Annotated in this window: 16 protein-coding genes; 15 read left to right on the plus strand and 1 reads right to left on the minus strand. The window is 39.4% G+C overall.

Annotation, left to right across the window (positions count from 1 at the left end; translation table 11 throughout):
- Positions 1 to 35 precede the first annotated feature (35 nt).
- From prsW to fni, 8 genes are all read left to right on the plus strand, one after another.
- Positions 36 to 725 carry a glutamic-type intramembrane protease PrsW gene (gene prsW, locus ACIQCO_RS14295; protein WP_400429620.1) on the plus strand — a complete coding sequence of 230 codons (690 nt, stop codon included), beginning with the start codon at positions 36 to 38 and terminating at the stop codon, positions 723 to 725.
- Positions 726 to 827: 102 nt separating this feature from the next.
- Positions 828 to 1,709, plus strand: a complete 882-nt coding sequence (gene sleB / locus ACIQCO_RS14300) for a spore cortex-lytic enzyme (protein ID WP_400429624.1) — start codon at positions 828 to 830, stop codon at positions 1,707 to 1,709.
- 14 nt (positions 1,710 to 1,723) lie between these two features.
- Entirely contained in the window at positions 1,724 to 3,073 is a 1,350-nt protein-coding gene (ypeB, locus tag ACIQCO_RS14305; protein ID WP_400429629.1) for a germination protein YpeB, read from the plus strand.
- A 112-nt stretch (positions 3,074 to 3,185) separates the two neighbouring features.
- On the plus strand, positions 3,186 to 3,365 hold the full coding sequence (locus ACIQCO_RS14310) for a DUF5359 family protein (RefSeq protein ID WP_400429632.1): 180 nt from the start codon (positions 3,186 to 3,188) through the stop codon (positions 3,363 to 3,365).
- 115 nt (positions 3,366 to 3,480) lie between these two features.
- Positions 3,481 to 4,161 (plus strand): (d)CMP kinase, encoded by a 681-nt coding sequence (gene cmk / locus ACIQCO_RS14315; RefSeq protein WP_400429635.1) that lies wholly within the window; start codon positions 3,481 to 3,483, stop codon positions 4,159 to 4,161.
- The gene (locus ACIQCO_RS14320) at positions 4,158 to 4,739 is read left to right on the plus strand and encodes a lysophospholipid acyltransferase family protein (protein WP_400429638.1); all 582 of its coding nucleotides are present in this window, start codon (positions 4,158 to 4,160) and stop codon (positions 4,737 to 4,739) included. The genes cmk and ACIQCO_RS14320 overlap by 4 nt, the downstream gene beginning before the upstream one ends.
- Positions 4,740 to 4,903: 164 nt before the next feature.
- Positions 4,904 to 6,043 (plus strand): 30S ribosomal protein S1, encoded by a 1,140-nt coding sequence (rpsA, locus tag ACIQCO_RS14325; RefSeq protein WP_400429640.1) that lies wholly within the window; start codon positions 4,904 to 4,906, stop codon positions 6,041 to 6,043.
- Positions 6,044 to 6,055: 12 nt separating this feature from the next.
- Complete coding sequence (gene fni, locus ACIQCO_RS14330; RefSeq protein WP_400429643.1) at positions 6,056 to 7,114, plus strand: type 2 isopentenyl-diphosphate Delta-isomerase; 1,059 nt, start codon at positions 6,056 to 6,058, stop codon at positions 7,112 to 7,114.
- A 36-nt stretch (positions 7,115 to 7,150) separates the two neighbouring features.
- On the opposite strand, the gene ACIQCO_RS14335 is transcribed toward fni, so the two are convergent.
- Positions 7,151 to 7,291, minus strand: a complete 141-nt coding sequence (locus ACIQCO_RS14335) for a YpzI family protein (RefSeq protein WP_149870810.1) — start codon at positions 7,289 to 7,291, stop codon at positions 7,151 to 7,153.
- Positions 7,292 to 7,398: 107 nt separating this feature from the next.
- Between ACIQCO_RS14335 and ACIQCO_RS14340 the strand changes: the two genes are divergently transcribed.
- The 7 genes from ACIQCO_RS14340 to hbs all read left to right on the plus strand — a co-directional run bounded on the left by ACIQCO_RS14340 (position 7,399) and on the right by hbs (position 14,182).
- Positions 7,399 to 8,007 (plus strand): YphA family membrane protein, encoded by a 609-nt coding sequence (locus ACIQCO_RS14340; protein WP_400429647.1) that lies wholly within the window; start codon positions 7,399 to 7,401, stop codon positions 8,005 to 8,007.
- A 173-nt stretch (positions 8,008 to 8,180) separates the two neighbouring features.
- Entirely contained in the window at positions 8,181 to 9,491 is a 1,311-nt protein-coding gene (gene der / locus ACIQCO_RS14345; RefSeq protein WP_400429650.1) for a ribosome biogenesis GTPase Der, read from the plus strand.
- 21 nt (positions 9,492 to 9,512) lie between these two features.
- Positions 9,513 to 10,568, plus strand: a complete 1,056-nt coding sequence (locus ACIQCO_RS14350) for an NAD(P)H-dependent glycerol-3-phosphate dehydrogenase (protein WP_400429653.1) — start codon at positions 9,513 to 9,515, stop codon at positions 10,566 to 10,568.
- A gap of 198 nt (positions 10,569 to 10,766) precedes the next feature.
- The gene (locus ACIQCO_RS14355) at positions 10,767 to 10,952 is read left to right on the plus strand and encodes a DUF2768 domain-containing protein (protein ID WP_400429655.1); all 186 of its coding nucleotides are present in this window, start codon (positions 10,767 to 10,769) and stop codon (positions 10,950 to 10,952) included.
- A gap of 25 nt (positions 10,953 to 10,977) precedes the next feature.
- A complete protein-coding gene (locus tag ACIQCO_RS14360) occupies positions 10,978 to 11,688 on the plus strand; it encodes a hypothetical protein (protein ID WP_400429658.1) in 711 nt (236 codons plus the stop codon).
- 379 nt (positions 11,689 to 12,067) lie between these two features.
- The gene (gene spoIVA / locus ACIQCO_RS14365; RefSeq protein WP_400429660.1) at positions 12,068 to 13,546 is read left to right on the plus strand and encodes a stage IV sporulation protein A; all 1,479 of its coding nucleotides are present in this window, start codon (positions 12,068 to 12,070) and stop codon (positions 13,544 to 13,546) included.
- Between the two features lie 363 nt (positions 13,547 to 13,909).
- Positions 13,910 to 14,182 carry a non-specific DNA-binding protein Hbs gene (hbs, locus tag ACIQCO_RS14370; RefSeq protein WP_024030636.1) on the plus strand — a complete coding sequence of 91 codons (273 nt, stop codon included), beginning with the start codon at positions 13,910 to 13,912 and terminating at the stop codon, positions 14,180 to 14,182.
- Positions 14,183 to 14,353: the final 171 nt, after the last annotated feature.

The raw sequence follows: 14,353 nt of genomic DNA on the forward strand, positions 1-14,353 counted from the left end.
ACGATGAAGAAAATCGATTTGAAAAGAGGTTCATCATGCTGGGAATTTTATCAGCCGGTGTTGCCCCCGGTCTGGCCTTACTGAGTTATTTTTATTTAAAAGATGAATATGAGCCAGAGCCAGTTCCCTTTGTTCTTCGAACCTTTTTATACGGAGCTTTGTTGGTGTTTCCAATCATGTTTATCCAGCATGTCCTTGAATCAGAGCATTTGGTTAAATCTCATCTTATCGATGCTTTTCTTAGCTCAAGTCTTCTAGAAGAATTTTTTAAATGGTTTATCCTGTTTTATGCGGTTTACCAGCATGTTGAATTCGATGAACCATTTGATGGCATTGTCTATGGCGTGGCTGTTTCCCTTGGTTTTGCTACGATTGAAAATATTTTTTATTTACTGGCGAATGGGATTGAGCATGCAATGTCGCGTGCGTTATTACCTGTTTCTAGCCATGCCTTGTTTGGGGTTATTATGGGCTTTTATATTGGGAAAGCAAAGTTTACCGAAGGGCATAAAGCTAAATGGGTCATCCTTTCGCTGCTTTTGCCATTTCTTCTGCATGGATCCTATGATTTTATTTTGATATCACTTGAACATTGGGTGTTTATTATTTTTCCATTTATGATTTTCCTTTGGTGGTTTGGCTTAAGAAAGGTCAAAAAAGCGAAAATATTGAGCGCCAATCATTTTAAAAAACAATATCCCGTTCAAAAAACCCTTCATTCCTGATGAAGGGTTTTTTGAATTCTTCTACTTTTTTGGAATAAAAACACCAATCTAACAAAAAATAGGGTTACTGCTAAAAAGATTTACAATGGGGGTTATTATTCTATGTTAAAGAAAAAAATCCTAAAAAAATTCTTTATCGTATCTTTTTTTCTTATAGTGCCATTGTCCTGTTTGGAAAATAATGAGGTTCATGCTTTTTCCAAACAGGTAATCCAAAAAGGAGCTGTTGGCGACGATGTCATTGAACTGCAATCCAGGCTTCAATATATTGGCTACTATAATGGGAAAATTGATGGAGTTTTTGGTTGGAGTACGTATTGGGCGTTAAGGAACTTCCAATATGAATTTGGGCTGCCAATTGATGGATTGGCTGGGACAGGAACAAAGGCAAAATTGACCAAAGCCAGCAAATACAACGAGCAGTTTGTAAAAAAACAAATCAATTCCGGGAAAAAATTTACCCATTACGGGGGTGTTGACCAAAGCAAGCAAAGTGCTCCCGGTAACAAAGCACCGGCAGCCAAAGCGCCAGCAGCTAAAGCACCGGCAGCCAAAACACCAGCAGCTAAAGCACCTGTGAAGCAAGCAGCGCCGAAAAAACCCACTGCAGCTAACGTTCCAAATGGCTATTCACAAAATGATATCCGCCTAATGGCGAATGCTGTTCACGGAGAATCAAGAGGTGAACCATATATCGGTCAAGTTGCTGTTGCGGCAGTTATCCTGAACCGAGTGAATAGTGCATCGTTTCCGAACACAGTGTCTGGTGTCATCTTTGAGCCGGGAGCGTTCACTGCTGTAGCTGATGGGCAAATTTGGCTGACACCAAATGAAACTTCAAAGAAAGCGGTTTTGGATGCGATAAATGGCTGGGATCCAACTGGTGCGGCCCTTTATTATTTTAATCCAGATACAGCCACTAGCGGGTGGATATGGGGAAGACCGCAAATAAAACGAATTGGGCAGCATATTTTTTGCAAGTAGAGAGGTGAATAGAATTGATTAGAGGCATATTAATTGGTATTCTAGCAGCGGGTGTCGCGGGAACAGCCTATTGGGGCTATCAAGAACATCAGGAGAAAAACGCTGTTCTATTAAATGCAGAAAACAATTATCAACGGGCGTTTCATAATCTTTCCTACCGAATGGATTTATTACACGATAAAATTGGAACAACGCTTGCCATGAACTCCAGACATTCGTTATCTCCATCATTAGTTGAGGTGTGGAGACTAACCTCGCAGGCACATGGTGACGTTGGGCAGCTGCCATTAACACTATTACCATTTAACAAGACGGAAGAATTTCTCGCGAATATTGGAAATTTCAGTTATCGAACGGCTGTCAGGGATTTGGAAAAGGAACCTTTATCAACGCATGAATATAACACATTACAGACTCTCTATAAACAGTCAGGTGATATCCAAAGCGAGCTTAGAAATGTGCAGCATATGGTTCTGAAAAATAATCTGCGCTGGATGGATGTTGAGCTTGCGCTTGCATCAGGAAAAGAATCAACCGACAATACCATCATTGACGGCTTCAAAACGGTTGAAAAAACAGTAACCGGGTATGAAGAATCAGACCAGGGGCCAACCTTTGCTAACATGCAAAAGAAGGATGAAAATTTCAAAAAGATAAAAGGAAAAACCATTTCCCGTCAAGAAGCAATCAAGATTGCTAAAAATTATATGAAGTTTAATGGTAATGCGAAGGTAAAAGTAACCGAAAATGGAAAAGGCGCAGATTACGGTTTTTATAGTGTATCAATAAAAAATAAACAAACTGCTCAAGAAGCAAGCATGGATATTACCAAAAAGGCTGGCCATCCGATTTGGTTTATTAATAACCGGGATATCAAAAAACAAGTTCTCAGTCTAAATGAAGCTGATAATAAGGCAGCAGCTTTCTTAAAAGAAACAGGCTTAAAAAATTTAGAAGTGTTTGAAAGTACACAATATGATAATATCGGTGTTTTCAACTTTGTTACGAATATTAATGGGGTTAGAATTTATACTGAAGCTGTAAAAGTGAAAGTGGCACTGGATAATGGAGATATTGTCGGCCTATCAGCGGAAGAGTATTTAAAATCATTCCAAACTAGAAAAATTGAAAAACCCGCCCTTTCTGTTGAGCAGGCTCGCAGCAAGGTAAATCCGAACTTTAAAGTAATGGAGGACCGGCAAGCATATATTGTCAATGATCTGAATGAGGAGGTACTCTGTTACGAATTCCTTGGAACAATTGGAAATGACACCTACCGAATCTTTATAAATGCCACTAATGGCATTGAAGAAGAGGTTGAAAAACTGAAAAATGCCGAGGCAATATACAATGATGTTCTGTAGGAAAAGCAGCTGCTTTTCCTTTTCCTATTTCTTCGCTATTACAATTCATGCGAGGAATAAAAAAAATCAATGGCCCCAATAATATGGATATATTGATGTTGGAGTGAATGCTATGAAACGGATTGAAAGTCTTTTAATCAAGGTTATTATCATCCAATTTATTTTTTTATTTTTTTCGCAGCTAATTTTTCATCAACTCGATATTCTCCCGCAAATAAAACAATTGACTAAATACGAAGGAGTCAATGAAAATACTTTTACAGAAATTCTCCAAACTTTTCAGGGAAAATAAAGCAGGTGATTCTGCTTTATTTTTTTGAATTTAAAAAAGAAGCTTTTCGATATCTTATGGTAAAATATATAGAAGACAACAAAGGAGACTATCATAATTGTATTTAGGAGGATTTATGGAAAAGAAATTATCAATTGCAATTGACGGCCCTGCTGCGGCCGGAAAGAGCACAGTAGCAAAAATTGTCGCAGAAAAGCTTTCCTACATTTATATCGATACGGGTGCAATGTACCGGGCATTAACATATAAAGCAATCGTTAACGAGCTTAACTTGGAAGAGGAAGCTTCTTTATTTGATACATTATTATCAACTGAAATTAAATTACTTCCCTCTAATAATGGTCAATTAGTATTTCTTGATAATAAGGATGTAACACATGAGATTCGTTCTTCAAAAGTAACCAATTCTGTATCGTATGTCGCAAAGCATCTGTTGATTCGCAAAGAAATGGTCCGAAGGCAGCAAGCATTTGCCACAGAAGGCGGTGTTGTAATGGACGGACGTGATATCGGAACGCATGTCCTGCCAGGTGCAGAAGTAAAAATCTTTTTACTTGCCAGTGTTGATGAAAGAGCCGTCCGCCGTCATACTGAAAATGTACAAAAGGGCTTCCCGTCCGACCTAAATAAATTAAAAGAAGAAATTGCACAAAGAGATAAAATCGATTCAGAGAGAGAGATAGCTCCTTTGAAAAAGGCCGATGATGCAATTGAAATCGATACAACCTCTTTAACCATTCCTGATGTTGTAGAAAAAATAATGGCAATTGTACAAGAAAGGATTGGATTAGGGTGACGTTTTACGGGTTTGCAAAATCGGTTGTTTATGGGATTTTTAAACCATGGTACAGAGTTGAGGCAATTGGCGTTGAAAATTTCCCGAAAGAGGGCGGAGTTCTTCTTTGTTCCAATCATATCAATAATTTTGATCCGATAATTGTGGGAATTATGGCACCTAGGCCTGTTCACTATATGGCGAAAGAAGAGATTTTTCGGGTCCCAGTGTTGGGAGAAATCGTTAGAAAATGTAATGCTTTCCCAGTAAAAAGGGGATTTGGGGATCGTGAGGCACTTAGGTCTGGATTGAAAGTTTTAAAAGATGGCCACGTTTTTGGACTTTTCCCGGAGGGGACAAGAAGTAAGACCGGGGAGTTAGGTAAAGGACTTTCAGGAGCAGGATTTTTCGCATTACGAACAGATGCATTGGTGGTTCCTTGTGCCGTTATCGGACCGTATAAAGCCTTACATAAGTTAAGGGTAGTATACGGAAAACCGATAGCAATGGAAGAAATGAGAAGAACCAAGGCATCCGCGGAACAGGTTACTGAATTAATTATGTCTGAAATTGCAAAACTAATAAAAGAGCATCAATAGCTTCTGCTTGACAAAAGAGCCTATTTGTAAGAAGTTATTAAAAAGAGACTTTTTTCGAATATTCTTTTTTTAACTTTGTTTTTTATATGTGGTGAAGGCTCTTGGCCATCATCAAAGCATATATAGATTATATTTAGATGTAAATGGATTAAGGAGGAATACATATGTCGGAAGAGTTAAATCAAGTAGAAGTGAAAAGCTTTGAAATTGGGAACAAAGTAACTGGACAAGTTACTAAAGTAGAAGAGAAACAGGTGCTCGTGGCTGTTCCAGGCAGTAAACTTGATGGAATTATCCCAATTAGTGAGCTTTCAAGCCTTCATATTGAAAAGGCATCAGATGCGGTTCATGAAGGTGATGAACTGGAACTGGAAGTTTTAAAAGTAGAAGAAGAGGCATTGATTCTTTCAAAAAGAAAAGTAGATGCCGAGAAGGCGTGGGAGAACTTAGAACAAAAGTTCCAAAGCGGCGAGGTTTTTGAAACCGAAGTAAAAGACGTTGTAAAAGGTGGTCTTGTTGTTGATCTTGGCGTTCGCGGTTTTGTCCCTGCCTCCCTTGTAGAATCCTATTTTGTCGAGGATTTCAGCGATTACAAGGGTTCCAATCTTACCTTTAAAATCGTTGAACTTGATAAAGAAAAGAACCGCTTAATCCTTTCGCATCGAGCAGTTGTTGAAGAAGAAAAAGGGAAACAGAAACAAAATCGTCTAGGTGCATTACAAGCAGGACAGATAATCGATGGCAGGGTTCAACGAATTACTGATTTTGGAGCTTTCGTTGATATTGGCGGAATCGACGGTCTGGTCCATATTTCCCAATTATCCTATGAACACGTTGATAAGCCATCAGATGTTGTTCACGAAGGCCAGCAGGTTCAAGTTAAAGTATTAAGTGTAGACCGTGATAACGAAAGAATTTCTTTATCGATAAAGGAAACACTTCCTGGACCATGGACAAATATTGCCGAAAAAGCACCGAAAGGAAGTATTTTAGAAGGAACTGTGAAACGATTAGTCTCTTACGGTGCCTTTGTTGAGGTTTTTCCTGGTGTTGAGGGTCTTGTTCATATTTCTCAAATTGCTCATAAGCATATTGGAACACCGCATGAGGTTCTTAAAGAAGGACAAGAAGTTAAAGTTAAGGTTTTAGATGCTAATGAGAATGATCAACGGTTATCATTAAGCATAAAAGAACTTCTTGAAAAAGAGGCTGAAGAAAACCTTGATTATGAGCTTCCTGAAGAATCAAAAGGCTTCCAGCTTGGTGAAGTTATTGGAGACAAATTAAAGAATCTAAGAAAATAATGGTGATTTTACTTGTCCAGATCAGAACGAAAATGGGACCATATCCGCTTCGCTCTTGAAAATAAGCAAGACGCTGCAACAGACTTCGATGATATTAAATTTCTTCACCATAGCCTGCCGAATACCAATGTATTCGACGTGCGATTAGACCATTCAATTGGCGGACTTTATTTAAGTTCGCCAATTTTTATCAATGCAATGACAGGCGGCGGCGGTGAAAAAACCTTTCAGATTAACAAGGAGCTTGCAATTGCTGCTAAAAATACCGGGTTAGCTATGGCTGTAGGTTCACAGATGTCTGCTCTAAAGGATAAAGCAGAAAGGTATACTTATGGGATAGTTAGAAAAGAGAATCCTAATGGTATTATCATCGCTAATATTGGCAGCGAAGCAACAACGGAGAATGCGAGAGCGGCTATCGATATGATTGAAGCAAACGCCCTGCAAATCCATTTGAATGTCATTCAAGAACTAACCATGCCAGAGGGGGATCGGGATTTTTCTGGTGCGTTAAATAGAATCGAGTCTATTGTCAATGTGGTGGATGTTCCAGTCATCGTCAAAGAAGTCGGTTTTGGGATGACGAGGGAAACTGTTGAAACCCTTTCTTCCGTCGGTGTCACAGCGGTTGATGTTGGCGGTTCTGGAGGAACAAATTTTGCAGAAATAGAAAATAAGCGCCGTGAGAAGACTTTCTCGTTTTTTAATAATTGGGGCATTTCGACTCCAGTCTCAATCATTGAAGCGGCATCGATTCCTAATCAAGTAACGATTATCGGTTCAGGAGGTTTTACCACTGGATATGACATTGCCAGGGGGTTAGCATTAGGAGCAAATGCGATTGGTATTGCAGGATATTTCTTGCGAATTCTTGTAGAGAAGGGAATTGCCGCCCTTCAGGAAGAAATCGAAACCCTCCATAAAGAATTAACGATGATTATGACTGCTTTAGGGGCGAAAACGATATCAGATTTACAAAATGCTCCGTTAGTAATATCCGGTGATACATACCATTGGCTGCACCAAAGAGGAATAGATACGAAACGGTATAGCCAGCGTTCAATTAAATAAAAGCTCTCGCACCCGCGAGAGCTTTTTTGGTGTTATTTATTTTTTACCGTCGTTTAAACCTCGAGCTTCCTCAGGACTTGAAAGCTTGGTTGCACCAGGATAGTGTAATGCTTGGTCCCGGTCGGATTCTACTCTCCTGCTTGCTTTTAATTTTTTCTCTTGGCGGTCTCTTCCCATTATCCACACCTCCTCTTTATAAGATGATTCACAGGGGAAATATTATTCAGGGGAGTATGAAAATACATAAAGAATACCAATAATGTGAATAATAGGAGGTGTGTGGAATGGAAGGGATCATGTTTTATTGGATATGCTGGGCGTTCTGGGTCTATATGACGTTTATCCTAAATAAGCAAAACACATATCGTTTAAAAATGTCGATTATCGTTCTAACCGTAATCATTTTATCGAATTATCATTTTAGCATTGACAGTTTGGAATTGCATGCGAGTGGTATATTTTTATTAGTTGTTTCTTATGTATTTTACAGTCGGGAAAAACTAGGTGCTATCTTTTATTTTTTTATCTGTTCATTAATTGTGTCAATTGCCTATGTTACATTCCATTTGTTCGAAATTTTTGATCCAATTTGGGTTATCTTTAAGAAGGAATGGATGATGGGGATATGCTTTGGCTACCTTGCCATTCTCTTGCAAAAAACGTTAAAAGGCCGCTTGTTGATTATCGTGAGCGGCACCATGCAAGGGGAGTTCTTATATGCCTATATCTTAAATAAGCTTCAATTTCCCTATTCTGTCGGGGCTTTTGCTTATTTAGATGTTTGTTCTTTAATTGCCGCATTGCTGGTGGGTTGGAGCTTATTAGAAAACGCAGGTTATATTTTCCAAAATCATGTCCATTTTTTTGAAAAAGGAAAACAAAAATCATCTTAAAATCAGTTCATATTATGGTTTCCATTGCTAGTTAGGAATAACATTGATAAAATAATATAGTTAGGCCCTTCTAAATGAAAGAAGGGTTTCTTTACTTAATAAGAACTTTAATGGAATAATGCTAACATAACAATATGTTTGTGTAATATATAAGAGAAGGGATGGCGAGTGTAATGGTTAAACCTGTTATTGCCATTGTAGGACGGCCCAACGTTGGGAAATCAACGATTTTTAATCGAATTGTTGGCGAACGAATTTCCATTGTTGAGGATATTCCAGGAGTAACAAGAGATCGGATTTATAGTTCTGGAGAATGGTTGACACACGACTTTAATGTCATTGATACTGGTGGAATCGATATTGGTGACGAACCGTTTTTAGAGCAAATTCGTCAACAGGCAGAAGTGGCAATTGATGAAGCAGATGTGATTATCTTCTTAACAAATGGACGAGAAGGGGTAACAGCTGCTGATGAAGAAGTAGCAAAAATTTTATATAAGTCTAAGAAACCGATTGTATTAGGGGTTAATAAAATTGATAACCCGGAAATGCGTGAACAAATTTATGATTTTTACTCATTAGGCTTTGGTGAGCCAATCCCTGTTTCCGGTTCACACGGACTTGGTCTAGGAGATTTATTGGACGAGGCTGCCAAACACTTTCCAAAAAACAAGCCCATCGAGTATGCTGATGATGTAGTCAAGTTTTCCTTAATAGGAAGGCCAAATGTCGGAAAGTCTTCCCTTGTCAACGCAATACTAGGTGAAGAGCGTGTCATCGTCAGCGATATTGCTGGCACCACTCGTGATGCAGTCGATTCTCCGTATACATATAATGGCGATAAGTATGTCATTATCGATACAGCCGGAATTAGGAAAAAAGGAAAAGTATATGAGAGTACGGAGAAATACAGTGTCCTCCGTGCATTACGGGCGATTGAACGTTCAGACGTTGTTCTAGTTGTCATCAATGCAGAGGAAGGTATCATTGAACAGGACAAGAAGATTGCCGGGTATGCCCATGAAGCGGGCAGAGCAATTGTAATCGTGGTCAATAAATGGGATGCGATTGAAAAAGACGAAAAGACGATGAAAGAGTTAGAGCAAAAGATTAGAGAACATTTCTTATTCTTGAGTTATGCTCCAATCGTGTTTTTATCAGCAAAAACAAAAAAACGCATTCATACCCTGCTTCCAATGATCAATTCAGCAAGTGAAAATCATTCGATGAGGGTTGAAACAAGTGTGTTAAATGATGTGATAATGGATGCCATAGCGATGAATCCGACACCAAGCGACAAAGGGAAACGCCTAAAGATTTATTATGCAACACAGGTAGCGGTCAAACCCCCTGTCTTTGTTGTCTTTGTCAATGAACCTGAATTACTGCATTTCTCTTATGAGCGTTTTCTCGAGAATAGAATTAGGGACGCGTTTGGTTTCGAGGGAACCCCTATTAAAATTTATGCGAGAGAAAGAAAATAAAGATAAGGCGGGTGTAATGTAATGCAGGATAAAAAAACTGCAATAGCCGTTGTAGGCGCGGGAAGCTGGGGAACAGCTCTGGCGATGGTGTTAGCCGATAATTCCCATGAGGTCCGTCTTTGGAGCCATAATGAAGACCAGGTGAAGGAAATCAATGAATTTCATTCAAATAAAAAATATTTACCTGGAATTGATCTGCCGGAATTAATCGTTGGTTACGCTTCGTTAAGTGATGCCTTAATGGGTGTGGAAACAGCTATTCTAGCCGTTCCTACTAAGGCGATACGAGAAGTTCTTGGGAAAATGCGTGCTGTACAAGCTGGGCCTGTCATAATTGCACATGTGAGCAAGGGGATTGAACCAGACACACTTTTGCGGATTACAGAAATGATCAAAGAAGAAATGCCAAAAGAACTGTTAAAAGACGTCGTCGTCCTTTCAGGTCCAAGCCATGCGGAAGAAGTTAGCTTAAGGCATCCTACGACGGTAACGGTTACCTCGGAAAATATGGAAGCCGCTGAAAAAGTCCAAGATTTATTTATCAACCATAATTTTCGCGTCTATACCAATTCCGATGTCATCGGAGTTGAAATTGGCGGTGCATTAAAGAATATTATTGCCCTTGCTGCAGGGATAACGGATGGGCTTGGCTATGGTGATAATGCTAAGGCCGCGCTCATGACCCGCGGACTTGCTGAAATAGCTCGACTTGGGACAAAAATGGGGGCTAATCCGTTAACATTTTCCGGATTAACAGGAATTGGCGACTTAATTGTTACTTGTACAAGTGTCCATTCGCGGAACTGGAGAGCAGGAAATATGCTTGGCAAGGGTAAAACGCTTGACGAGGTTCTTGATAGTATGGGAATGGTGGTTGAAGGTGTAAGGACAACAAAAGCCGCCTATCAGCTCGCTTCAAAGTATAATGTTAAGATGCCGATTACCTTTGCTCTTTATGATGTCTTATTTAATGGGAAAAACGCAAAGGACGCGGTAGATGTGTTAATGGCCCGCGGCAAAACCCATGAAATGGAAGATTTAGTAAATGTTCTTGAGGAAAGAAATATTGAAGATTAAAATATAAAAAAATTAGGCGTTCAAATGATGCGCTTTTTATCTAGATTGCATACAATGCAACGAAGCATCCTGGTAGTATGACGCTGGAGAACGGGTTATTTAGTCCTCATTGCTGAAGTAAAGAATTCGCCCCTCTTTACTTCAGTTTTTTTTTATTACTATGTTATAATTAATTTTTGGAATAAGGGGGGGATTTTGTTGTCACCTGGTATGTTGAAAATGTGGATTTCGATTGCAGGGATGGGGTTTATGTTTCTTGCGATTATGACCATTTATTTAAGCCGCTATAAGCTAAAAGGGGTACTCCGTATTATCTCAGCCATTTTTGCCTATTTATTTATGATTGTTGCTGGAATTACGTTGCTCATTGTTTTATTATATTAAATTACATAAATTTAAAGGTGATTTTATGAAGAGAAAGACGCTAGGCTGTCTGATTATGTTAACAGCAATTTTTTTGTCGGGATGTATGTACCCAAAGGAGGAATTATCACAGAACCAAATCCCATATAAAGATCAAATCCAAGCAGTACAAACGGCAGTGGATGACTTTCAGAAGGACAATAGCGGTATTCTGCCAATCAAAACAAAGGAAGCAGACACGCCAATTTATCAAAAATATCCGATTGAATTTAAAAGAATTACCCCAAAGTATATGGCTGAGCCGCCAGGAAATGCGTTTGAAAGCGGTGGCATTTTTCAATACGTACTTGTTGATGTAGAAACAAATCCAACTGTAAAGTTGTTAGATTTAAGGATGACAGAAACAATTCGTGATATAAACTTAAGAATAAGATCAAAAGGATATCCGCCCTATAAAAAACAAATAGCCAAAAATGTTTATTCGCTTGATTTTAAACAATTAGGCTTTGAAAGCCCTCCGTATGTTGTCAGCCCATATACGAATCAAAACCTCTCCTTAGTTATTACAGGAAATGCGGAGGTATTTGTTGATTATCGCCCCGACCTTTATCAGGAACTTAAGAAAACGGACAAACAGTTTAAACCAGGAGAAGATATTCGCTCTATCTTGGTGAATGACTCCATGTTTGTCCCGGCATATTCACTGCCTTATACGCTAGATGCGAAAACGAAAGAGCCTGTATTCCTAGAAGAATAATTTTGTCATAACCCTTTTCCTATGAAATATATTGTAGGAGAGGGTTTTTTTTATTTTGGCTGTGTTAAAGAATATTGTTGATTTTGATCACAATGTTGATTGGACGTGGATACAGCGAGACTCCTGCGGGAGCAGCGGGACAGGTGAGACCCCGCAGGCGCTTTAGCGCCGAGGAGGCTCACCGCCCGCCCCGCGGACCGCTCGCGCCTGGAACGGAAATCAACATTCACATTTAACACAGTCTTTATTTTAATAAGGGGGTAAAAATTTTTAAAAAAGTGTCATAAAAAGATAGGACAACGTCATAAATATATACTGTCCAAAAATATCTAAATGGATGATATTATCCCACTTTAGTCTATGATCGGGAGGGAATCACTTGGAAAAGGTTGATATTTTTAAAGATATTGCCGAAAGAACAGGCGGCGATATTTATTTAGGAGTAGTAGGAGCTGTACGTACGGGGAAATCAACATTTATTAAAAAATTCATGGAGCTTGTTGTGTTACCGAATATAAACAGTGAAGCAGAAAGATCGAGGGCGCAGGATGAGCTGCCGCAAAGTGCGGCAGGGAAAACGATTATGACAACGGAGCCGAAATTTGTCCCCAATCAGGCAGCAACCGTTCATGTCGACGAAGGGTTAAATGTTAATATCAGGCTGGTTGACTGTGTGGGGTATACTGTTCCGGGTGCTAAAGGATACGAGGATGAAAATGGCCCAAGAATGATTAATACACCCTGGTATGAGGAGCCAATTCCATTTCACGAAGCAGCCGAAATCGGCACACGAAAAGTTATCCAGGAACATTCGACAATCGGGGTAGTTGTGACCACTGATGGAACAATCGGCGAAATACCAAGAAGTAACTATATTGAGGCAGAAGAAAGAGTCATTGACGAGCTAAAGGAAGTGGGTAAACCTTTTATCATGGTCGTTAACAGTGCTCAGCCTTATCATCCGAGCACGGAAACCCTAAGATCGAGTTTAGCAGATAAATATGATATCCCTGTCATCGCGATGAGTGTTGAGAGTATGCGCGACAGTGATGTTCTTAATGTCCTGCGTGAAGCACTCTACGAATTTCCGGTTCTCGAAGTCAACGTAAACCTTCCAAGCTGGGTGATGGTATTAAGAGAAAACCATTGGCTCCGTGAAAGCTATCAGGATGCCGTTAAGGAAACGGTTAAGGATATCAAGAGATTAAGAGATGTTGATCGAGTCGTTCAGCAATTTAGTGACTTTGAATTCATTGAGCGAGCTGGTTTGGCCGGGATTGAAATGGGTTCTGGTGTTGCGGAAATTGATTTATTTGCTCCAGATGAATTATATGATGATATTTTGAAAGAAATCGTTGGTATCGAAATAAGAGGAAAAGATCATTTACTTGAATTAATGCAGGATTTTGCGCATGCGAAAGCAGAATATGACCATATTGCCGACGCCCTGAAAATGGTTAAACAGACGGGCTACGGGATTGCCTCACCAACCCTATCAGATATGAGCCTTGAAGAACCAGAAATTATTCGTCAAGGGCCTCGTTTTGGTGTTAGGTTACGAGCGGTAGCCCCATCAATTCATATGATTAAAGTGGATGTGGAATCGGAATTTGCGCCAATTATCGGGACAGAGAAACAAAGCGAGGAACTAGTCCGCTATCTGATGCAGGATTTCGAGGACGACCCATTATCGATTTGGAACTCGGATATCTTCGGCCGCAGTTTGAGTTCCATTGTCCGAGAAGGGATCCAAGCAAAACTCTCCTTGATGCCGGAGAATGCCAGATATAAATTAAAAGAAACGTTAGAAAGAATAATAAACGAAGGGTCAGGCGGCTTAATTGCCATTATCCTCTAGATTTTGGACTCCCAGACGGAGTCCCTTTTTTTTTGTTTTCCTCCAAATTTGGAAAGAATTAGCCTAAATGAGCGGAATTTCGCTAAACAAAAGAAAAGATTACCATTATTTCATGAAATCTTCTTGATATGCTGAATTGATTGTGATAATCTTTTAACAGAATTACGTTATAGTGTTGAAAACCTTTATTTCATAAGGGTTTTTATAAATAAAATAGATTTAATTTACAAAAGCAGTTAATTTGGATTACTTTGGTAATTAAACCGTGCTATGACGTATAGAAATTAGAAAAATTGTTTAGAAATGTAGATAAGTATTCTTATTTACGAATCTTGATAATTTCTTTGGGAGGAGGTGAATGGCATGAACAAGACAGAACTTATTAACGCAGTTGCTGAAGCAAGCGAACTTTCAAAAAAGGACGCTACTAAAGCAGTTGATGCTGTTTTTGATGCGATTTTAGATGCTTTAAAAAATGGTGATAAAGTACAATTAATCGGTTTTGGAAACTTTGAAGTACGTGAGCGTGCTGCCCGTAAAGGCCGCAACCCTCAAACAGGCGAGGAAATCGAAATCGCTGCAAGCAAAGTTCCAGCTTTCAAACCAGGTAAGGCGCTTAAAGATGCAGTAAAATAATTACATAAATTATTGCTTTAAGCGGATTGCTAAAGCAAAAAGGTCATGGCGGTGTTCATGGCCTTTTTTCTATTTCTGAACTTTGACAACTGTCTAGCTCCAGCGCCTAGGGCCTCGATGGTCTACAGCCAATCCGGCAAGAAGGTTAAAAAACATCCTTCTCACCGGCTC

Source organism: Neobacillus sp. NPDC093127, from assembly GCF_044754175.1.
Lineage (GTDB): Bacteria > Bacillota > Bacilli > Bacillales > Cytobacillaceae > Neobacillus.